Raw genomic sequence first — 21,892 nt, 5'->3', positions numbered from 1 at the left:
AAATGAATTTGTATTTCCTCAAAATTTGAATCACCATAATCATTTAACTATCTTTGCGCCTAAAACATTGAAGGAGAGTGGTAAAGAGATGAAGTTTAAGCGTAGAACACATACATGCGGCGAGTTGAGAGAATCCAATATTGGGCAATCGGTTGTTTTAAATGGTTGGGTAGCTATACGAAGAGATTTGGGCGGAGTAATTTTTATTGAGTTGCGTGATAGATATGGAATTACTCAGGTTGTCTTTGAACCCTCTTACAATGCCGATGCACATGAATTTGGTAAAAAGCTTAGAAGTGAATTCGTTGTATCTATTGAAGGGAAAGTTAGAAAAAGACCAGAAGGAACGGAAAATAATCTAGTCCCAACCGGAGCTATCGATGTAATGGTTGATAATCTAATAATTCTTAATCATGCAGAAACTCCGCCATTCCCAATTGAGGATAACATTGAAGCTAGCGAAGATTTACGACTGAAATACAGGTATCTCGATTTAAGAAGAGGGGAGATGCAAAAGAATTTACTTCTGCGTCATAAAATGTATTTAATAACCCGAAAATATTTTGATGCTCAAAATTTTGTTGAAGTCGAAACTCCCATATTAATGAAAAGTACACCCGAGGGTGCAAGAGATTTTCTCGTACCGAGCAGGATGCACAAAGGAAAATTTTATGCGCTTCCTCAATCGCCTCAAACCTATAAGCAAATTTTAATGGTCTCAGGTCTCGATAGATATTTTCAAATAGTAAAATGTTTTAGAGATGAGGATTTGCGAGCAGATCGACAATATGAGTTTACTCAAATTGATGTGGAAATGTCATTTGTAGATGTTGAGGATATTTTTGAGATGATGGAAGGATTGATGAAAGTATTCTTTAAAGAAATACTTGGCAGGGAATTACAGACACCAATAATGCGCCTTGGATTTGATGAGGCAATGGAGCGATTTGGAAGTGACAAACCAGATTTACGTTTTAACCTTGAAATGAAAACATTGAATAATGTATTCGCTAATTCGGACTTCAGAGTTTTCAAAGATTCATTAACAAATAATGGGGTAATAACCGGTATTGTAGCTGAAGGATGCGGAGACTATACCAGAAACCAATTAGATAACTTAACAGACTTTGTCAAAAAGCTCGGCTCTGGCGGTCTAATTTGGATGCGAGTGAAAGAAAATGAATTAGAAGCACCAATTTCCAAATTTTTAATAGATGAAGAGAAGAAAAATTTAATCTCTACTTTTAATGCAAAACCAGGTGATTTATTATTACTTCTAACTGGGCCCAAATTACGTACATTAAATATTATGGGTACTCTTAGATTAGAAATGGCAAAAAGGATGGAATTAATAAAGCCGGATGCGGATCCTAAATTATTATGGGTAACCGATTTCCCATTATTTGAATGGGATGAAGAGTCAAAACGGTTTTACGCAATGCATCATCCATTTACATCTCCAAAAGTTGAGCATATTCCGCTGATGGATACCGATCCTGGTCAAGTGAAAGCTCGTGCATACGATTTAGTTTTGAACGGAAATGAAATTGCTGGAGGAAGTATCAGAATTCATGACGCTGAATTGCAGGCAAAAATGTTCAAGGCTTTAGGTATAAGTGATGAAGAAGCCAAAGAAAAATTTGGATTCCTAATGGGTGCATTTAAGTATGGTGCACCGCCTCACGGTGGAATTGCGTTTGGATTCGACCGACTAGCAATGTTGTTTGCGGGAAGAACCTCAATTCGAGATGTGATCGCGTTTCCCAAAACCTCTAGCGGGATCTCATTAATGGATGAATGCCCCTCTTTTGTCGATGAAGCCCAATTAACCGAGCTTCATATCAAAGTTAAAAATTAACCTTTTTACATGTAAGTATTACAGCATTTGAAAAATCTTCCGGAATGGGAGATTTTTCTATTTGCTATTTCCTTAGAAATTCCTATTTTTCTCAAGATTTATATAATTCCGATGCTTTTTTTGTTCTGGTTTAATATTTGTCATCTAAATGTGAACAAATATTTTTTTTCAACTGGAAAAAATTACCGGCAAATAAAAAAGGAATTTTGTAGTGGGTCAACAGCAGCTTCTTCTTATCTTACTTGGAATAGTAATAGTTGGGATAGCAATATTTGCCGGAATCAATTTATTCAGATCAAACGCGATAGAAGCCAAAAGAACTAACATCACTAACGAGCTCGTAAATTTAGCAGCTCTCGCTCAACAATATTATTTAAAACCAGCATCGCTTGGCGGCGGCTCTCGTGCTTTTACCGGTTGGCAAATCCCCTCTGAATTAGGCACTACCGCCAATGGACATTTTGTTGCAGTTGTAACAGCCGATAGTGTTGTTTTAACGGCGACAGGCAATGAAGTGGTAACCAACAATGATTCGGTTAAAGTAAAAATGACAGTTTTACCAAACACATTCAGAACACAAATAATAAACTAAATTAGGAGAAACAGATGGGACAGCAACAATTATTATTAATCGTATTGGGTGTAATTATAGTTGGTATCGCAGTAGTAGTAGGAATCAACGTATTTACAGCTAGCAGTTCACAAGCCAATAGAGATGCGGTAATAAGTGATTTAACAAACTTAGCATCCTTATCACAACAATATTATAGAAAACCAAGTGCATTGGGTGGTGGAAACAATACATTTACAGGTTGGACAATTCCAGGTACACTAGATACAACAGGAAATGGAACTTATGCAGCCACAGTAGCCGCACAATCAGTAACCTTGGTTGGAACGGGAAATGAAACCGGAAACAATGGAACGAGCGCAGTTAAGGTAACAATGGTGGTTGGTCCGAATGCAATAACCTCAACTACAATCAATAATTAATTTTATATTAATTTTTGTTATTTTAGAGCCGGTAGTACCAAAATAAAATATTGGTAATGCCGGCTTTCTTTTTATACAAAACCGGATAATAAATGGTTGAAGTTCGTTTTAATGCACAACGCCCTAACGGACAAGTAATTACGGGGAACTTGACCGAAGAATCTTATTCGATAGCAAAAAGTAAAATTAATGCTCTAATTAAAAAGAACCAGCTTAAGCTCCAATCCATTGAAAAAAAATCTGCATATCTGTATAAGATTAGAAAAGGTAAAGAAAAGCCAATTGTTGGTGAACAACGCGCTTACAATAAAGATGAAGTTGCAAACGCACTTCGAAAACTAGGTTATGAAGTTGTATCCGTTAACCGCAAATTAATAGATATTAATTTTAAGCCCCCTCAACAAGATATTGTTTCGTTCGTTAAAATTAGTGCGGAATTGCTCGAACAAAAACTTCCTTTTAGTGAAATCTTAACTTTGCTTATCAACGACATTCAAAACAAAACTTTAAAGGAAACCTTAAAGCAAATTAATGCCGATTTGAAAAAAGGAGCCGATAGTGAAGCAGTCTTTTTGAGGTATCAAAGTGTGTTTGGAAAATTTACCTCATATATGCTCGGCTTAGCTTCCAAGAGCGGTAATATGGCGGAGATTTATAAAGCAACGGCAAAATTTTTAGAGAGGCAACAAGAATTTAGAAAAAATTTACGCTCCGCGCTTATTACTCCAATAGTAACATTGTTTGTACTTTTCTTAGCTGTAATTTTTTATGTAGGATATATTTTCCCCGAAACAGCAAAATTGTTTGTGAAATTTAAAATTGAACTTCCCCCCCTTACTGCCGCAACTCTACATTTTAGTGATTTTCTAATCGGCAATATTTGGCTTGTAATTATTGGTATGATAGCACCTCTAATTGCATTTTGGCAGTTTAGCAAAACAAGATCTGGAAAATTAATTATCGATAAATATATTTTAAAAATGCCGATAATGGGTTCGCTGATTCATAAAACCTTAATTGAAGTTTTTTGCCGAGTATTTTATACTCTTTATAGCGGCTCTGCAGAAAGCATTGATCCAATTAGAATTGCCGCGGAGGCAACCGATAACGCCTACTTCGAACAACAGATAAAAAATGTTTCGATTCCATTGATGATCAAACGAGGTATTGGTATTACTGAAGCATTCGAAGCATCTAAAGTATTTTCTGACACCGCACTTTCTAGATTCCACTCGGGAGAAGAGACGGGCACAATTAAAAATACAGCGCTTCAACTGGCAAATTATTACGAAAGCGAAACTGTTTATAGATTAAAAAATGTGATTGAATTGATACAGGTTGTTATTGCTATGGTTATTATGATTGTTATGATCGGCTTAACTTTAGTATCTGCAGAAACAGCTACAATAAGTCCAAAATCACCAGTACTGGGATAAATTATGCAAGATTCACAACTTGAAATGACCGACAAAATTGGTTACCTGCTTCTCAAAAAGGGAATAATCGATTACCAAATATTAGAGCAAGCACTAAAAATTAAAGATGCTGACCAGCATAAGCTTAAGAGAAATCTTGCGCAAATTCTGGTTGAAGAATTTAAATTTGATCATGATGTAATATTCCGTGAAGTTGCAATTCTATATGCATTCAAAGAATTAAACATTCATCCTGAAGAACTTTCGGATGAACGGATTGGCGAGATTAAAAACTTAATGAATAAGCAAGGAGATGATGTTCGTAAAATGCTCCTTGATTATAGAGTAATTCCTTTTAAATTTGACGAAAAGATAAAAGAAAAATTAATTCTTGCGGCAGTTGATCCTACTGATAGAAACTTACCAAAAGTAGCTTATACACTGAATGTTAAAAAATTTGAGATAAACTATTTACGAAAGAAAGAATACGATAAATTAATCTCGATGATTGTTACTTCCGAGAATGAGTTCTTAAAAATATTGAAAGATTCCAATGAAGAAATTCAAGTAGATACTGATGAACCTTCTTTGAATGAAGATGAACTTGATGCCGAAATAAATAAAAGCGCTCTAATTAATTTAATTGAAGCCGCATTAGTTGAAGGGACACGTAAAGGAGTTAGTGATATTCACATAATTCCACAATCGGGAAATAAAACCGAAATTCATTTTAGGTTAGATGGTAAACTTGCACTATGGCACACCCAAGAAAATACTTTGCCCGAAGCTGTTATGGCTGTTGTTAAAGATAGATCTAAAGGTATGGATCGTTTTGAAAGAGAGAAAGCGCAGGACGGATTTATTCAACGAGAAATTGATGGGCATACAATTCGTTTCCGTGTCTCGGTGCTTCCCACAGTTGGTACTGAGCTTAAAAATAAATTTGAAAGTATAGTAATAAGAATTCTTGATGATAGAAAAGTTATAAAAGATTTGGGAAAACTTGGATTAACCGGTTATGCAAATTCGGCATTTGTTAAAGCTATCAATCAGCCACAGGGAATGATTATTCTTACCGGACCTACTGGAAGCGGCAAATCTACAACATTGGTCGCTGCATTATATCAAGTAATTAATCCAACAAAAAACGTTTTAACTGTTGAAGATCCTGTAGAGTATGTTATTGAAGGCGCACGACAATTAAAGATTGGTCACAAAATGAATTTTGAGCAAGCCATCAGAGCCATTTTGCGTCACGATCCCGATATTGTTTTAGTTGGTGAAATGCGTGATAAAGAAACCGCTGAAACCGCTATTAAACTTGCTAATACCGGTCACTTAACTTTTTCAACTCTACATACAAATGATGCGCCAAGTGCTGTTGCTCGTTTATTTAAAATGGGTGTTGAGCCTTTTCTTATTGCCTATGCAATTAATATTATTGTTGCTCAACGCCTAATAAGAAGATTGTGCGGAGTTTGTAAGAAAAAAGTTACAAACTTAGAAGAGCATTTAGTCGGTTTAGGTCTCAATATTAAAGATTGGGCGGGTTCCGAAATTTATGAGGCTGTGGGTTGTGATAAATGTAATGGTTCTGGTTACAAAGGAAGATTAGCCATTCATGAAGCGCTCTATTTTACAAAAGAACTGAAAAGAATAATTGTTAAATCGGGTGAAGATGTTGATGAAGAAGCTGTGCGTGATCAATCCCGCAAAGATGGTACTTTAAATCTTCGGGAAGCTGGTTTTGAAAAAGTTAGACTCGGTTTCACTTCAATTCAAGAAGTGATTGGCGCGACAATGGAAGACTAATATTTCAATTCTATTATTTACTTAGGTTTAATTAAAGCATATATTTAAGTAACTAGTTGGAAGTGCTGATGTTATCAGAAGCTAAGCAAATTCTTTCAGCGTTCGCCTCAAGAATTCCATTAACTATTCTGGGTCCCGAACGCGTTAGGTATATTTCGGAAAACATACACCAATTACCCCAAGAACATCAGCTGATGCTCTATAACCTCATGAATCATATTCTTGCCTTGATGCTTGAAAGAAATGCCTCTGATATTGAGATTGGTGGTTATGGTGTTCAGGAAAGTGTTTGGTTTAGAATCTTCGGCAAGAAAGAGAGAGTTGCAGATATACCCCAATTTACAGAAGATGAAGCTTCAACTTTAATTTTAGCTTTATTAAATAAAAGTCAGATTCAACTTCTTCTGGAAAAACGAAATCTGGATTTTAGCTATACTTTTAAATACAACAAGATTAATAAGGATGTTAGATTTAGAGCTGATGCCTATTTTGATCTTGATAGTTTGGCGCTGAATATGCGCGCCATTCAAGCCTCTGTTAGACCTCTTGAAAGTTTAGAATTTCACCCATTTGCTGTTAAAACGATGAGCCACAATTATATAAAATTTGGGTTGTCGCTAATTACCGGAATTACCGGTTCAGGTAAATCAACAACTCTGGACGCAATAATTGACTTTCATAATGATTTTGATCCGTGCCATATAGTAATTATTGCGTCACCTGTTGAATATGTTCATCGTTCACGAAAATCATTAATTAAGCACCGAGAAGTTGGACGCGATGTTACTTCCTTTAAAGATGGTGTTACACAATCATTAAGACAGGATCCTGATATTATTGTTATTGGTGAAATGAGGGACCCCGAGACGATTTTATCCGCACTTGAAGTTACTGATACCGGCCATAAAGTATTTTCAACTCTCCATACTTCCTCGGCAGTTGAATCTATTGATCGTATTATAGCTGAGGTTCATCCCAATGAACAGGAGCGGGTTAGAAATAGACTTGCAGATGTTCTAATTTCAGTTGTTTCGCAAAAATTGGTACCAAGCTTGGATGGTAAGCGAGCAATGGCAAAAGAAGTTCTTCTGGTTACTCCAAGTGTAAAAGCGGCAATAAAAAACAATAATACCAGTGAAATTTACATGATGATTAACCAATCGGGCCCTCAGGGCATGGTTACTATGGAACAAGATTTGTTACGTTTATACGCTGAGAAAAAAATATCAAAGGAAAATGCACTGGCTTATTCCAACAACAAAACAAGAATGATGCAACTAATGAAGGGTTAGTTTGAAACAAATTGTCTGTTTATATTGTGAAGGCAACGATGCGAAATTAGCCGTTGTGGAAAAGGGAAAATCGGGAATGAAAATTCTCCGGTTAACTTCTATTTCTACCACACATAATGCCAATGTCGATTTTAATAAATCAGATCAACTTGATAATTTTGACTCGACCTTTGGGGAAGATTTATCTTTCGATTCGATCTCAGAACCCAGTCACAAAGATTTATCTGATGTAGCCGCTCTCAACTCGGTTTTATTTGATTTTAAAATTCCTACTCTTTCATTTATACCTATACTAACAGAACCCACGGTAAATTTTATTAATTACGAAGGTGTTCGCGATTCGAATCATAAAAAAATGATTCAGATGATTAAGAGTAGTCTGCTCGATTCCAAAGGAATTGTGGTTACAGCAGATAACATCGATGTAATGGAAATAAATGAGAAAACCAATCTTGGCGTTTACCTTGAAGGGGAGCTTCATTGTGTTGATATGATTGAGAGACTTGCGACTTTCAATAAAAGAAGATTTTTAAAAATACCCACAATTAAAACAGCAGAGCTTTCGTTAGCTTATTACATCTCTAAATCAAATAAATTTTTCCCTGAAGATTATTCTCTAATTGTTTATATCGGAAAAGAATATAGTAAACTAATCTTTTTGGAAGGCCAACAGCTCAAACATATTGGTACTACATTAGACATTGGTACAAAAAATCTTCACACTTATGATGTATATTTTTCTAAAATACTTTTAGAAATGGAAAATGGGGGAATACCAAAACTTGATAATATAATTTTATGCGGAGAAGACCGATCAGAAAACTTAATACTATCCTTCTTTGGTACATTTCCTGAAGCAAATGTTACAGAACTGCAATTTACATCTATTGACTCGTCAAATCTTAATGAAGAAGAGACTAAAAATTTAGCTTTGTACGCCATTCCACTTTCAGTTGGTGTTGAATATTTCGATGAATTAGATAAACTAACTACAGGCATTAATTTTCTCCCCCGAAGAATTCAAGAGAATCAGAAGCTACTGCAGTTTGGCTGGCACAGTTACGCACTTCTTGTGCTATTATTTGCAGCAGCATTCTACTTCACATTTTCTGCTCTATCGAATGTTAAGGATATAAGAGAGCTCGATTACGAAATCAATAATATGATTCTTAGGCAGAAACAAAACCAGGCGCTGGTTGATCAGATAACTCCTCTCGATGCCAAAATTAACTCGTTTGATGCGACTCAATCAATTCTTGATTCTGCTGTAGTTGGTGCAGGAATGTGGAATCAATCGATAAACAGAATAGCTGATTTCGTTGAAAGACGCAGAAGTTTTTGGGTATCTCGTTTGGAACCTGTAAGTGAAGAAGAAGTTCAGATTACCGGTTTTTCATTAAATAGAACTGTACTAACTGAATTTGCCGAGTTTAATAATGCGTCACTATTAAAAAATATTAATTATGAACCGCTCCGAGATAAAAATGCTTTTTCATATTCAATGAAATTTTCATTAATCCCTAAAACTGATTCCTTGAACGTTCAATGAATGTTAAAGTAAAAAATACCGTAATTATTGCTGTAATACTATTTCTGATTCTGATCGGTGGCGGGATATTTGTGTTCTATATTCAGAAGAATACAATTTCTGAAAAAGAAGCTAAAATAAATGAATTGAAATTATATCAGCTGGATACCGAAGCCTTGAATGAACAGCTATTCTTTTTAACTCAAAGAGTGGCGCAATTAGATTCTATACTCGCCAACCGTAAATATTCTATACCATACACAATATCTCAAACAAAATTTTTCGATTTTGTCAATCAAGTTACCTATAACTTTTCAAGCAATTCATTCGTGAATATTGAGTACGATAATACTGAAACCGGAACAACTTTTAATTTTCATAATTACATTTTAGTTGGAACGGCGGAGTTTAACGATTTATTTAGGTTAGTATATTCTATTGAGGAAAGTAAAGAATTAAAAAAAATTACAAATGTTGAGTTAGCTAACAATGTGAAAGTAGACAGCGATGGAATACCACATTACTTGGTGAATTTTAAATTCAACGTTAAAGTGTATTTTACTACCGATGAAAGATTTTACGTCAAGAATGTGAAAGAAAATTCATTAACTCCAAACTTTGCGTATGATTTTTTCTATCCTCTAATCCGAAATGAAATTCCTCCAAATACCAATAAACTTTTAGATGTTCAGACAGCAAAGCTTTTAGCCTTAATTCCCGATGGAGCCTTTTTATCTGACGCCAGCGGAAGTACATTTTTATTGTGGGAAGGCGACCAAGTTTATTTGGGTTACTTAACAAATATTAACTATCAACGTAATGAAGTGAATTTTGTTTTGAATAAGGGGGGCATCATAGAAAACGTTGCATTGAAACTTGAGAAAGAAAAAAATTAGAGTGAATAAAATGAGAAAATTATTATTTCTAATAATTACGTTTGCGATCTGCCAGATAATTACCGGGCAGATTGACCTTAAACAAAAATTGCAGGGCTATGTAAATCCAGAGGAATTAGTTTCTCTTTCTGAAGCAATACCTTTTAACCAGGCTATTGAAATTTTGAGTAAAGTAAGTGAAAAAACTAATGGCAAACGAATTGTTTCAAACGAAGTGAACGCTGATCCTATTGGATTTGAAATTGATAAAATGCAGTACAAAAAGGCTCTCCTAATAATTACTCAATCAAAAAACTTAATTTTAGAAGAACGTACCGATGTTATAGTTGTAAAGAGAAAAGAGGATACTCGTTCGGAGTTGACAAAAGATATTTACGTCCCTGTTGATGAAAGAGAAGTTAGAATTTCCGCATTGCTCTTTGAGGGTGACGTTAGTGAAATGGTTGAGAGGGGAGTTAACTGGCAGTTTTTATTGTCAAAAGGGGGGCTATCAATAGGAAGCAAACTAGTAACATTACAGGAGCAACAGCAAACTTCTAATCAAGATGTGGTGCAACAGCAGCCACCAGAATTTAATGTTAACACGGCTTCAAAGTTTACAATGGGTAGCTTTGATGGAGATGCCACCGCAATGTTTCGCTTTTTTGAAACAGAAAATCTTGGTAAAATTCTTGCCCGTCCAACAGTCTCCGTTATTAATGGAATTAAAGGAAGAACACAGGTTGGTTCCGATTATTCAATAAAGGAAAGAGACTTTGCTGGTAATCTAATTGACAAATTTTTTTCAACGGGTACTATTATTGAGGTAACCCCATATATTTATTCCGAAGAGGGTATTGACTATGTTTATCTAAATTTAATTGTTGAGCGAAGTTCAGCGTTGCCAGATGTTGTAAGTACCGAAATTAGAAAAACCACCGCGGCCACAAAAGTACTTCTCCTTAATGGAGAAGAAACTGCAATTGGAGGCCTATTTACAACAGAGGAAACCTTGGTTCGCAGGGGAATCCCATTTTTAAGGGATTTACCATGGTGGGTACTTGGCCTCCGGTACATTTTTGGTTATGATCAAAAAGAATTTAACACAAAGGAAATAATTATACTTATAAAAGCAGAGATCCTTCCATCACTTCGAGAGAGGGTATTGAACAGCAAGGATGAACTTAAATTAAAAATTGAGAGAGAAAAAAATAAGATTGATATAGAAAAATATAAAAAGCAGTTAGAGCTTGAGAAAAAAGAAGAATCAGAAAAAATAGACACAGAGTAGCAATCATAATAATACGCTGAAAAAGAGTTTTGAATATTTTATTTAAACCATATCATATGTGTAATGAAGCTAAGTGTAAAATTTATAATAATTACCTTTTTTATTGTTTTAACAATTTCTGTTACTTCTACAGTAATATTTTATTCTCTCGCTGCTAATGTCATTTCAAATCAGCAGTCTAAGTCACTTCTAAATTCTGCTAATGATTTTATTTTTTCACTTCAAAACGAAATACAATTATTTGAGGAAGATTTTCAATCCATATTACCCCAAACAAAGAATTATAGGACAATTAACTTAGATTCTACCGCTATAGATTTTATACTAACTGTTGAAAGTGATTCATTAATTAGAAAGGACGAATTCGTAATTAATAAGAAAGCTTTCATTAATTTCCGAGCAAACACAATTCAGAAGTTCTTTAATGATAATCCCAACATTCTCTTGAGGTATGAAAGAGTAAATAACGATAAAATAATTTTTTCGGGAATCTTAATTTCGACAGATCTGCTTGATAGAATTTCGGTTAAGATTAGAGCCGAAGTAGCGTTTATTTTGAATGGTACACTTTATGAAATTTCGAACAATGAGAAGAATCAAAAATTTGCGCTAAACATTATTGAAGCTGAAAAATATTTAAGGTATAAGAACAATTTTGATGTTCACACCCAGCAACTTGCTACTGAGGATTTTGTTGCTTCCACCTATACTCCAAAATCATTAATTATACCAGGGGGTAAAGTTGGTTTTATAATATTTAACACTTACAAAGATAGTTTCGAATTCAGTCAATCATTACGCTCGGTTGTGTTTTTACTAATTCTTGCCGGCAGTGCAATAACAATTTTATTGGTCCTTATCTCAACAGTAAAGTTGCGAAAACAATTAAAGCAATTAAGTGAAACCGCAGAGTTAACCGGTAAAGGCGATTTAACTCATCGGGTTATTATTGAATCCAAAGATGAAATTGGAATGCTTGGTATAGCTTTCAACAGAATGCTTGACGAGTTGGAAGAGAATAAGAAATCTGAAAAAGAATATACTGAGTTTATCCAGCTAATAAATCAAAATCCTTCTCTCAGCGAAATTTCGAATGCCGCACTGCTGAAAATTACCAATTCGACCCATATTTCCTTTGGCGTACTTTATTTAGTTGAGCAATCAAAATTAAGATTAATAGCATCACAGGGAATTGGAGAGGAAATTGAAATTCCACGCAATTCCTCCGACATTTATTCAAACGCAGTTGAAAAAAAGGAGAAAATTGAATTTAATTTTCAAGAAAATTACCCTGAAATAAAAGTTGGAATTACATCAGTAAAGATTAAATATTTATTGATTTATCCATTGATTTATAATAAAGAAACAGTTGCTGTACTAGAACTTGCTTCGGAGTCAGCACCAGCGGAAAGTATAATTTCATATTTGGATAATATTCATGAGCAGCTAGCAATTGGTTTGGTAAACGCAAAATCATTGGAGCAATTGGAAAATCTTGTTGATGAATTGCGTAAACTAAACGATGACTATCAAAAACAGAACGAATTTATTTCGAAACAGAATTTTGAATTAAAAGAGCTTCATCATCAAATTGCTGAAAAAGCCATGGAACTAGAAATGCAGACTCAAAAGGCAGTTGAGCTTTCAAAAGTTAAGTCGGAATTTTTAGCAAGCATGTCTCATGAACTTCGTACACCACTAATCTCAATTCTGGGTCTTACAGAACTTTTAATTAATGAAATGGAAGAAAAATCAATTGCAAAAGATCGTCTCCGAATTGTGCACAGAAATGGAAAAAAATTGCTTGGTTTAATTACAAACATTCTTGAATTTTCCAAATTTGAGAGTGGAAAGATTACGATTAACAAAGAAGCTTTTCTCCTTGATGAATTAGTATCAGAAGTTACCGAAACAGTAAGGCAAATGGCCATTGAAAAAAATCTTGAGTTCATAGTTACAGGAATAAACAGCAAGAATTATCTTGTAGAAACTGATAAAACAAAGCTTGAGCAAATATTATTAAATCTTCTAGTTAACTCTGTAAAATTTACAGATTCTGGAACTATAGCGTTAAATATTCTGGAAGCTGATAATGGAATTACTTTCTCGATTCTTGATACTGGAATCGGGATATCTGCTGAAAATCAGAAAGTAATTTTTGATGAATTTAAGCAAGCAGAAGGTGGCTCAACTCGTAAGTTTGGCGGAGCTGGATTGGGATTAGCAATATGCAAGAAATATGTGAACTTGCTTGATGGAGATATTTATGTCAAAAGTGAAGTTGGGCGAGGGTCAAATTTTATTTGCACAATTCCTAATATTATCCTTGAAAAACTTTATATAGATAATTCAGTTGAAAAGAGACCAACTCGATTTAATCAACCGTTGAAAATATTGGTTATCAATAAAAACGAGGAATCGCAAAAATTGATATACGATTATTTATTCTCCCACAATTACGAAACTCTGTTTTTGGAGAGTGTTGATGATATTAATGATCAACTAGAGAGTAATGATTATAGAGCAATTATACTCGATCCGTTCTATCCAAATATTAATATCTGGAAAATGATTGCAATTATAAAAAATAATCCACGCACAAAAAATATTCCAATCGTTCTTACTGTACTAATTGAGGAAGAAAGAGTGGGCTGGGAACCAAAAATATTTGATTTTATTACCGCGAATGATGATTTAAAAAGAGTTGAGGAGATTGCTGATGCTTTCTTTAAAGAAAGAAAAGTCCCATTAAAGATTGCCATCTTCGGGGAGGATGGAATATTAGTCTCAAGCAATGAGAAAAAGTTTGTTATCAATAACTTTAATAAGTTTAATGATTTTGTAACGGCTAATCAAGATCTGCATTACGATATAGCAGTAATTGATATTTCATCAATGGGCAATAAATTTTTGGATGTGGTTTATAGAATTTCAAAGGATAAAAATCTCAAAATGTTGCCTGTTATCGTAAAACTCCCCAGTTCATTTGACGATAATATTGTTGATTCCTTAAACTCAAAACTATATGAATTGACGGTGAAATTTAAATATCACCCTCTCGACATGTTGAAAGTATTAAGGGATAGACTAAATATAAAAATGGTAGGTCATCAAGCGGATAATAGTTTATTAGAGGTAAAGCAGGATATCAGATCATCTAATGAGAATGAATTTGAATCAAACAAAGAAATCAAACCCAAAATACTTGTAGTGGACGATGATAGTGATGCTCTATATACAATTGGTGAGATGTTGAAAATGATTGATTGCGATACCATATTCGCTCATAATGGACTTGAATGTTTATTGGTATTGAACCAGATAGAACCGGATTTAGTATTACTTGATATAATGATGCCGCAAATGGATGGATTTGAGACCATAAAAAAGATTAGAGAAAATAAAAAATTTAAAAATTTACCGGTAATTGCGTTAACCGCATACGCAATGCTAGAGAATAAAATTGTTATAGAAAAAAATGGTTTCGATGATTTGATCACCAAACCATTGGATTCAACCATTTTCTTCGCTAAGATTAAAAGTCAGATAACCAAGAAGACACGGAAAGAATGAAAAAGATATTAGTTATTGATGACTATCCAGATAATGTTTTTCTACTTCAAGATAGACTTGAGAATGAGGGATTTGAAGTAGTAAAAGCATACAATGGCAGAATGGGTATTCAAACAGCTCGAGATGAAAAACCCGATTTAATTTTACTTGATATTATGATGCCAGATATTACTGGCTATGAGGTTTGTAAAGAATTGATTCAAGGTGAAGACACAAAAATGATTCCAATTATCTTATTGACTGCGCTTACCGATGCAGAAAATCTCAAAGCTGGCTTGCAAGCCGGAGCTTTTGATTATATTAAAAAGCCCTTTAATAGAACTGAATTAGTTGCACGGATTAATTCAGCATTGCGGTTTAGTGAGCTAAACTCACTACTTCTGCAAATTGAAAAAGTTAAAACATATTCAGCTACAATTGTTACAGCAAATCATGAAATTAAACAGCCTCTAACCCTAATAAATCTTTCATCTGCGGCAATAAGGAGAGAAATATCCAAACCGGAGTTTGACTTAGAAGTGATTCAAAAAAGAATAGAAATAATTGAAAATGCGGCTAGAGATATAGTTAACATACTCGAAAAGTTTGAATCAATCAAAAACCCAGTAATAACACCTTATGTTAATAACTTGAATATAATTGATCTTAACAATAGTAAAGACTAAGAATTAAATAAGTATTTTATTAACATATTTAAGTAACATTTCGAAATCGAAAGGTTTGGGGAAATATTTAATTGGACCATCTTTATAATATTTATGAAAATCAATCTCGCCCGATCCACTTATAAAAATAATTTGAGTATCTAATTTTAACGTGCTAATCTTTTCTAAACATTCAAGCCCATTAATTATTGGCATATTTTTATCAATAATCACTAAATCAATTTTATTGTTATTTAATGCACTTAAAAATTCATCTCCATTATGAGTGTAGATCACATTAAAACCATAGGAGTTAAATAGTTCAGTGAGTAGTTCGCACAAAACTACTTCGTCATCACCTATTAGGATGGTTTTGGATGTTTCATTAACAAATTTTGAGACAATTCTTTTAATTGGTAACGTAACCCGGAATTCAGTACCAACACTATATTGACTTTTAACATTCAAGAAGCCGCTGTACTTGTCTATTAATGTCTTTACAATAAAAAGCCCGAGTCCAGAGTTAGAGCTTTTGTTTCTAGTAGAATAATTATTTTTGAAAATATCACTTAAATTTTCATTTTTAATACCAATTCCATTATCCTCAATAACTACTTCTATATATTCATTATTATTATAAAAAGTGTTTGCTGTTTTGATATTTATAACTGGGTCTGAATGCATCGCTTGAAGTGAATTATTCAATAAGTTGAAAAAAATTCTATAAAAATCAACGTATCTTCCGGTTATAAATTTGAGATTCTCATCCGCGTTAAAGTTTACTTTAATATTGTTAGGGGATATATTTTTTATTTCCCAAATCAAATCATCAAATAAATTATTGATGTTTATTTTATCAGAGGACTCTGTTTTTAATTTAATCGGGGAAATTGATTCATTAAGGATATCCTCACACAATTTAGTTGATAATTTAATTCTATCAAGAATTATATCGGTTTCCTGCTTGGTTAATTTATTTCTTCTAAGTAACTCAACGTTGAGTAGAGTTTGATTAAAAATATTTTTAAGGTCGTGAGCGAAATGCCTGAATGAGAGTTCGGTCTTTTCAGAATCCATTCTATTTTAGATTGTATTTTATAATTTTAGTGTAAAGTGTTTTTTGACTTATATCAAGTGCCCTTGCGGTATTTTCTCTGTTCCAATTAAAAAAATCCAATGCTTTTTTAATGTAAATTTTTTCCAGATCCTCAAGAGGCAAGATTTGTTCGTTCTCTATACTGAAATTGGTCCCAAAATTAAATTCATCTTTTGGCATATTTAAATCCTTAGGATGAATAAACTCCCCATCAGAAAAAATTACAGCTCTCTCAATCATGTGCTCCAATTCTCGAACATTCCCAGGAAAACTGTAACTTTGCAAAAGTTTTTGAGATTCGGGAGATAGTTTTTTTATGGCTCTAATAGGTGATTTCTTCTGAAGGAAATATTCTGCCAATGCAATAACATCATTTTCTCTTTCCCGCAATGGGGGAATAGTAAGCGTAATTACATTTAGCCTGAATAATAAATCACGTCTAAAATTTTTTTTCTCCGCTTCCTCCATCAGGTTTTTATTAGTCGCTCCTATAACACGCACATTTGAGTTTAAATTCGAAATTCCGCCAATTCTACGGAATTCACCGTTTTCAAGAAACCTTAGTAATTTTGGTTGAAGGGTAAGACTCAGTTCACCAATTTCATCAAGAAAAAGTGTACCTCCATTAGCAATTTCAACTAATCCTTGTTTTGAGGTTTTAGCATCCGTAAATGCTCCCCTCTCATAACCGAATAATTCACTTTCTAACAATTGATCTGGAAGGCTGGCGCAATTTATAGCAACAATTGGTTTATCTGCTCTGTTAGAATTTTTGTGAATGAATTCTGCAATTAATTCTTTACCGGTTCCGGTTTCCCCTTCCAATAAAATGTTGGATTCCGATTTTGCGGAACGTTCCGATAATCTTAAAATTTCCCTTAATTTTTCACTATCGCCAATTATAAGATTTTTGGTGTTTTGATCAATCTTAGTTGAAAGAATTTTATTCTTTATAAGAAGTTCTTTATGCTCAACTGCTCTTTCGATAGTAATACATAATTGACCAAATTCATAGGGTTTTGTTATGAAATCGTATGCCCCCTTTTTAATGCATTCGATTGCGGTACGAACATCTGACTTTGCTGTAAGAACAATTACTTGAAGCGAAGGATAATTTTCTTTAGTAAAATTTAATACCTCTTCCCCATGAATTTCTCTCATTTCCAGATCTAATAACAAAATATCATAGTATCTTCTTTTAAGTAAATCAATCGCATCTTTTCCATCGTAAACTATATCTACGATGTAACCTTCGCTTATTAACTCTTCCTTAAGTAAATAGCAGAGCGTTTCATCATCGTCGGCTATTAATATCCGATAATCCTTCATAGATACCCAAAATTTTAGTAAATATATAAAAAAACAGAACTAAATGATAAAACTCTGATTAACAATTGTTAAAGTTTAACATGAAAACAGACAATTATTTTGGTCTCAAAATTGGTTTTTAAATCAATTGATTTTATATTTGTGCTCTAAATTTTAATTGTATGGGCGCGTAGCTCAGGGGTAGAGCATTTGCCTTTTAAGCAAGAGGTCGGTGGTTCGAGCCCACCCGCGCTCACTCAATTTAGCCTCTTTTCAGTCCGAATTGAGGCTTTTTTGTTTTAAATAGTTAACCGAACTATTATTTTTAATACATTGTCTGATCTACTACTGCAGTTCAGCTCAATAATAACAGGCTCAATCAATATTAGTTATTTGAATTTCTCGCCCCGTGAATTTATTTTGAATTACAATTTAACAAATATGTGAAAACTGTATGGAAATATTATCGTTTGAGGAAGTTAGAATAATCGGAGCTTTAATTGAGAAAGAATATGCCACCCCTGAATATTATCCCCTGACAATTAATTCATTGACTAATGCATGCAATCAAAAATCAAGTAGAAACCCGGTTGTTTCTTTTGATGAAAATCTCGTAAAAATTGTTATTGAAAAATTGAGAGAAAAAGCCTTGGTAGCTAAAGTTACTGGTCCAGATTTTCGAGTCCCTAAATATCGCCAGCTGCTTGCTGATCATTACAATTTATTAAAACCTCAACTTGCGGTTTTATGCGTATTATTTTTGAGAGGTGCGCAGACAATTGGAGAAATAAAAAGTAGAAGTTATCGAGTGTATGAATTTAGGGATTTGGCTGAGACTGAAGAGACAATTGAAGGATTGATAAAAATTGAAAATGGTCCTTTTGTGATCAAACTTCCAAAGGAACAGGGGAGAGAAAATAGATACACCCATTTATTCAGCGGGGAACCGATAATTTCCGAACAAGTTAAAGAGCCAAGTATTACTGATCGTCTCGACTTTCTTGAGAACGAAGTTAGTATTCTCAAAGATTTGTATTCAAGATTGAACACCGAGCTTGAAAATTTCAAAAAATCATTTGACTAGTATTATTCTTGTTTTGATATAAGAGTTAAAAATTTTATTAGCCATAATTTGGTATCAGATTTAAATTGAATTTATAACTTAATTATATGACAGAAATTAGTTTTTGTATTCTAACAGACTATAGTATTCATCCACTTATTAAAATTAATGGAATAGCTGTACCATTTTGTTGGTTATTTATTTAACTTGAATCGTTAATGCTTGTTGCAAAAAAATCTTTATGCATAAAAATTGCCTTTAGTATGGAAAGAAAATAAATGGTGATCCGATTGTATGAATTCCCGATCAAGGCCCTGTCAAATATTAATCGTATTGTCTAATTGTGAGACCAGTTCTTCAACGGTTGGTAGTTAATTTCATTCCTTTTGAGTGGATTAATAAATGATCAATCTTATTGTACTATGATTATCACTCAATGCTAAATTCGTATTATTTTTAGACTGAATTAATCAGTAAAACACAAAGATAAAAGAATTCTACAAACCAATAAAAATTACTTGGTCCAAATGAAAATACTTAACCGCCGGAAGGGATTATCTTTTAAGATCATCACAATTATTTTTGCCAACGTAGTAATTATCAACTCGTTGATATTAGCCTACATCTATAAAGTTTCTCACGATACAATCTCGGATAACTTAAAAGAAAACTCTAAACTGCTTACTCAGTCAACTGTTAACGAAGTCGAAAAAATATTGACTGCCGTTCAGAAAATGCCCATTAATATTTCTAAGATTATTGAGAATGGAAATTATTCGTCAGCAGATCTGGAAAATATACTTAAAATTGGCGTGGGTAGTAACGAGGAAATTTTTGGTGCGGCAATAGCTTTTGAACCTGAATATTATGGTAAAGAAAAAGAGTACTCTGTTCTCTACGCATTTAAAGATAAAGGCAAGATTGAATTGAGTTATTTAACAAAACAAGATCACAGTTTTACTACACTCAATTGGTACTTAATACCTAAGGAACTTCAAAAACCAATATGGAGTGAGCCCTATTTCGATGAAGGTCTGGGTAACATTATAATGTCCACCTATTCTGTTCCGCTATATAAAGAGATTGCCGGGAAGAAAATATTTATTGGAGTGTTAACCGCAGATATCTCACTTGATTGGCTTCAAGATATTGTTTCCTCAATCAAGGTTTATGAAACCGGGTACGCTTTTATGGTTTCAAGAAATGGAAGCTTAGTAACTCATCCTAAAAAAGAAATGATTATGAATGAAACCATTTTCAGTATCGCTGAAAAAGGGAATTCTGAAGATCTCCGAAAAATTGGGAGTAGAATGATTGCCGGCGAATCAAGTTTTGCAGAGCTGGAATATCACAATGCCGCTACAGGTAAACTTAGCTGGATATCATACGCACCTGTAAAAATAAATGGTTGGTCACTCGGTATAGTCTATCCTGTAGATGAACTTACTGCACCTTTAAATAACTTATTTAAAATTGTGTTAATATTAGCGATTGCCGCATCAATTATTCTATTAATTGTTACAATACTAATTTCACGATCGATTACTAATCCAATAGAAAAACTTGCATTCGCAACGCAAAAAATTGCCGAGGGGAGATTTGATTATGAACTGCCCAAATTTAAAAGCAAAGATGAAATAAGTGAGCTTACTAAATCATTTTCATTGATGCAATTAGAACTAAAGCAAAACATTGAACAACTTAGAACCGCGAATATTGAACTAGAACAGTACAGTAAAACCCTTGAGGAAAAAGTGGAATTTAGAACTTCCGAATTAAGGGAAAAGAATTTACAATTAGACAAAGCCATCAAAAATATTAAAACACTTAGTGAAATTGGGCGGGAGATTATTTCAACTCTTAGTTTAGAATCTATATTTGCAATGGTTTATGAAAATGTGAATAAACTACTGGATGCCAGTACATTTTCAATAATGGTTTTGAATGAAAAAGAAGGACTGCTTGATTGTAAACTCGCAATTGAAAATGGGGAGAGACTTCCCGAATTCAGCTTTTCAACTTCAGACAAAAATCGCTTTGCTGTATGGTGTCTCGATAATAGAAAACCAATTTTTATTAATGATGTTGATAAAGAATATTCAAACTATATTGCGAGCAGGGCAAAACCAAAAGCGGGCAAATATGTTTCTTCACTGATTTACCTTCCTCTTACAATCAGCGAGAAAGTTATTGGAGTAATATCTGCGCAGAGTTATGTTAAAAATGCTTACACCGAAAATCATCTTGATATATTAAACAATATTGCTAACTATACAGCAATTGCCCTTGAAAACGCATATGCATATGAGAGTATTAACCATGCAAATAAAGAATTAAAAGAAGCGCAAAACCAATTAGTGCAAGCAGAAAAAATGGCATCACTGGGACAACTCACTGCGGGTATTGCTCATGAAATAAAGAATCCATTAAATTTTATAAACAACTTCTCCGAGTTATCAACAGAGCTTTCTGATGAATTGATAACCGAAATTGAAAATCAATTGGATAAGTTAGAACCAAAATCGGTTAAGATTATAAAAGAACTCTTAAAAGATATTAAGCATAATGTAACAAAGATTAATGAACATGGAAAAAGAGCCGATAGTATAGTGAAAGGAATGCTTCTACATTCGAGAGGTAAAAGCGGTGAGAGACAAAAAACTAATTTAAATGATCTACTGGCAGAGTATCTCAACCTTGCTTATCACGGTTTTCGCGCACAAGATTCATCCTTTAATGTTAAAATGGAAACCAACTATGACAAAACAATTGAACCTGTTAATGTTGTTCCTCAAAATATAAGTCGCGTGTTCCTAAATATTTTTAATAATGCATGTTATTCGGTTAACGAAAAGAAAAAAGAATTGAGGGATTCATTTAATCCTCTTCTTTCTGTCACGACAAAAAATCTCGGCGATAAAATTGAAATAACAATAAAGGATAATGGCAAAGGTATTCCGCATGATATTTTAAGCAAAATTTTTAACCCTTTCTTCACAACAAAACCAACAGGCAAAGGTACGGGGTTAGGGTTATCATTAAGTTATGATATTATTGTGCAGGAACATAATGGGGAATTAAAAGCAAATTCAGAACAGGGCGAGTATGCCGAATTTATCATAACAATTCCAAAAAATTTATAAA

The 21,892-nt window shown here is 33.5% G+C and carries 15 protein-coding genes and 1 tRNA gene; 14 read left to right on the top strand and 2 right to left on the bottom strand.

The features are described from left to right. Window positions 1–88: 88 nt before the first annotated feature. The 11 genes from aspS to KF816_15035 all read left to right on the top strand — a co-directional run bounded on the left by aspS (window position 89) and on the right by KF816_15035 (window position 15,302). The gene (gene aspS / locus KF816_15085) at window positions 89–1,858 is read left to right on the top strand and encodes an aspartate--tRNA ligase (GenBank protein ID MBX3009343.1); all 1,770 of its coding nucleotides are present in this window, start codon (window positions 89–91) and stop codon (window positions 1,856–1,858) included. 211 nt (window positions 1,859–2,069) lie between these two features. Further along, window positions 2,070–2,450, top strand: a complete 381-nt coding sequence (locus KF816_15080; GenBank protein MBX3009342.1) for a hypothetical protein — start codon at window positions 2,070–2,072, stop codon at window positions 2,448–2,450. Window positions 2,451–2,464: 14 nt separating this feature from the next. Next, complete coding sequence (locus tag KF816_15075) at window positions 2,465–2,851, top strand: hypothetical protein (protein MBX3009341.1); 387 nt, start codon at window positions 2,465–2,467, stop codon at window positions 2,849–2,851. Window positions 2,852–2,943: 92 nt separating this feature from the next. After that, window positions 2,944–4,287, top strand: coding sequence for a type II secretion system F family protein (locus KF816_15070; GenBank protein ID MBX3009340.1), 1,344 nt, complete (start codon window positions 2,944–2,946; stop codon window positions 4,285–4,287). Between the two features lie 3 nt (window positions 4,288–4,290). Then, window positions 4,291–6,078 carry a type II/IV secretion system protein gene (locus tag KF816_15065; protein MBX3009339.1) on the top strand — a complete coding sequence of 596 codons (1,788 nt, stop codon included), beginning with the start codon at window positions 4,291–4,293 and terminating at the stop codon, window positions 6,076–6,078. Between the two features lie 68 nt (window positions 6,079–6,146). Further along, on the top strand, window positions 6,147–7,370 hold the full coding sequence (locus tag KF816_15060; protein ID MBX3009338.1) for a PilT/PilU family type 4a pilus ATPase: 1,224 nt from the start codon (window positions 6,147–6,149) through the stop codon (window positions 7,368–7,370). A 1-nt stretch (window position 7,371) separates the two neighbouring features. Beyond that, window positions 7,372–8,919: a hypothetical protein gene (locus KF816_15055; GenBank protein MBX3009337.1), complete on the top strand. Its 1,548-nt coding sequence runs from the start codon at window positions 7,372–7,374 to the stop codon at window positions 8,917–8,919. Beyond that, window positions 8,916–9,794 (top strand): hypothetical protein, encoded by an 879-nt coding sequence (locus KF816_15050; protein MBX3009336.1) that lies wholly within the window; start codon window positions 8,916–8,918, stop codon window positions 9,792–9,794. Before KF816_15055 ends, KF816_15050 begins: the two co-directional genes overlap by 4 nt. Before the next feature lie 10 nt (window positions 9,795–9,804). After that, window positions 9,805–11,064: a hypothetical protein gene (locus tag KF816_15045; GenBank protein ID MBX3009335.1), complete on the top strand. Its 1,260-nt coding sequence runs from the start codon at window positions 9,805–9,807 to the stop codon at window positions 11,062–11,064. Between the two features lie 63 nt (window positions 11,065–11,127). After that, window positions 11,128–14,637: a response regulator gene (locus tag KF816_15040; GenBank protein ID MBX3009334.1), complete on the top strand. Its 3,510-nt coding sequence runs from the start codon at window positions 11,128–11,130 to the stop codon at window positions 14,635–14,637. Further along, the gene (locus KF816_15035) at window positions 14,634–15,302 is read left to right on the top strand and encodes a response regulator (protein MBX3009333.1); all 669 of its coding nucleotides are present in this window, start codon (window positions 14,634–14,636) and stop codon (window positions 15,300–15,302) included. Before KF816_15040 ends, KF816_15035 begins: the two co-directional genes overlap by 4 nt. Before the next feature lie 3 nt (window positions 15,303–15,305). On the opposite strand, the gene KF816_15030 is transcribed toward KF816_15035, so the two are convergent. Both KF816_15030 and KF816_15025 read right to left on the bottom strand, forming a co-directional pair. Next, window positions 15,306–16,358, bottom strand: coding sequence for a response regulator (locus tag KF816_15030; GenBank protein ID MBX3009332.1), 1,053 nt, complete (start codon window positions 16,356–16,358; stop codon window positions 15,306–15,308). 1 nt (window position 16,359) lies between these two features. Beyond that, on the bottom strand, window positions 16,360–17,706 hold the full coding sequence (locus KF816_15025) for a sigma-54-dependent Fis family transcriptional regulator (protein ID MBX3009331.1): 1,347 nt from the start codon (window positions 17,704–17,706) through the stop codon (window positions 16,360–16,362). Between the two features lie 163 nt (window positions 17,707–17,869). On the opposite strand from KF816_15025, the gene KF816_15020 reads away from it, so the two are divergent. The 3 genes from KF816_15020 to KF816_15010 all read left to right on the top strand — a co-directional run bounded on the left by KF816_15020 (window position 17,870) and on the right by KF816_15010 (window position 21,891). Continuing rightward, a tRNA-Lys gene (locus KF816_15020) sits at window positions 17,870–17,941 on the top strand. A 198-nt stretch (window positions 17,942–18,139) separates the two neighbouring features. After that, complete coding sequence (locus KF816_15015) at window positions 18,140–18,769, top strand: YceH family protein (GenBank protein ID MBX3009330.1); 630 nt, start codon at window positions 18,140–18,142, stop codon at window positions 18,767–18,769. 506 nt (window positions 18,770–19,275) lie between these two features. Then, on the top strand, window positions 19,276–21,891 hold the full coding sequence (locus KF816_15010; GenBank protein MBX3009329.1) for a GAF domain-containing protein: 2,616 nt from the start codon (window positions 19,276–19,278) through the stop codon (window positions 21,889–21,891). Window position 21,892: the final 1 nt, after the last annotated feature.

This window comes from Melioribacteraceae bacterium (assembly GCA_019638015.1).
Taxonomy (GTDB): Bacteria; Bacteroidota; Ignavibacteria; order Ignavibacteriales; family Melioribacteraceae; genus JAHBUP01.
Note: the sequence above shows the minus strand (reverse complement) of the source record. Positions and strands in the feature narration are given on the sequence as shown.

What these genes read in the sequence shown, in the direction of transcription:
- aspS (MBX3009343.1), top strand. Translation starts at nt 89, where the DNA reads ATGAAGTTTAAGCGTAGAACACATACATGCGGCGAGTTGAGAGAATCC.
- KF816_15075 (MBX3009341.1), top strand. Translation starts at nt 2,465, where the DNA reads ATGGGACAGCAACAATTATTATTAATCGTATTGGGTGTAATTATAGTT.
- KF816_15070 (MBX3009340.1), top strand. Translation starts at nt 2,944, where the DNA reads ATGGTTGAAGTTCGTTTTAATGCACAACGCCCTAACGGACAAGTAATT.
- KF816_15065 (MBX3009339.1), top strand. Translation starts at nt 4,291, where the DNA reads ATGCAAGATTCACAACTTGAAATGACCGACAAAATTGGTTACCTGCTT.
- KF816_15060 (MBX3009338.1), top strand. Translation starts at nt 6,147, where the DNA reads ATGTTATCAGAAGCTAAGCAAATTCTTTCAGCGTTCGCCTCAAGAATT.
- KF816_15050 (MBX3009336.1), top strand. Translation starts at nt 8,916, where the DNA reads ATGAATGTTAAAGTAAAAAATACCGTAATTATTGCTGTAATACTATTT.
- KF816_15045 (MBX3009335.1), top strand. Translation starts at nt 9,805, where the DNA reads ATGAGAAAATTATTATTTCTAATAATTACGTTTGCGATCTGCCAGATA.
- KF816_15040 (MBX3009334.1), top strand. Translation starts at nt 11,128, where the DNA reads ATGAAGCTAAGTGTAAAATTTATAATAATTACCTTTTTTATTGTTTTA.
- KF816_15035 (MBX3009333.1), top strand. Translation starts at nt 14,634, where the DNA reads ATGAAAAAGATATTAGTTATTGATGACTATCCAGATAATGTTTTTCTA.
- KF816_15030 (MBX3009332.1), bottom strand. Translation starts at nt 16,358, where the DNA reads ATGGATTCTGAAAAGACCGAACTCTCATTCAGGCATTTCGCTCACGAC.
- KF816_15025 (MBX3009331.1), bottom strand. Translation starts at nt 17,706, where the DNA reads ATGAAGGATTATCGGATATTAATAGCCGACGATGATGAAACGCTCTGC.
- KF816_15015 (MBX3009330.1), top strand. Translation starts at nt 18,140, where the DNA reads ATGGAAATATTATCGTTTGAGGAAGTTAGAATAATCGGAGCTTTAATT.
- KF816_15010 (MBX3009329.1), top strand. Translation starts at nt 19,276, where the DNA reads ATGAAAATACTTAACCGCCGGAAGGGATTATCTTTTAAGATCATCACA.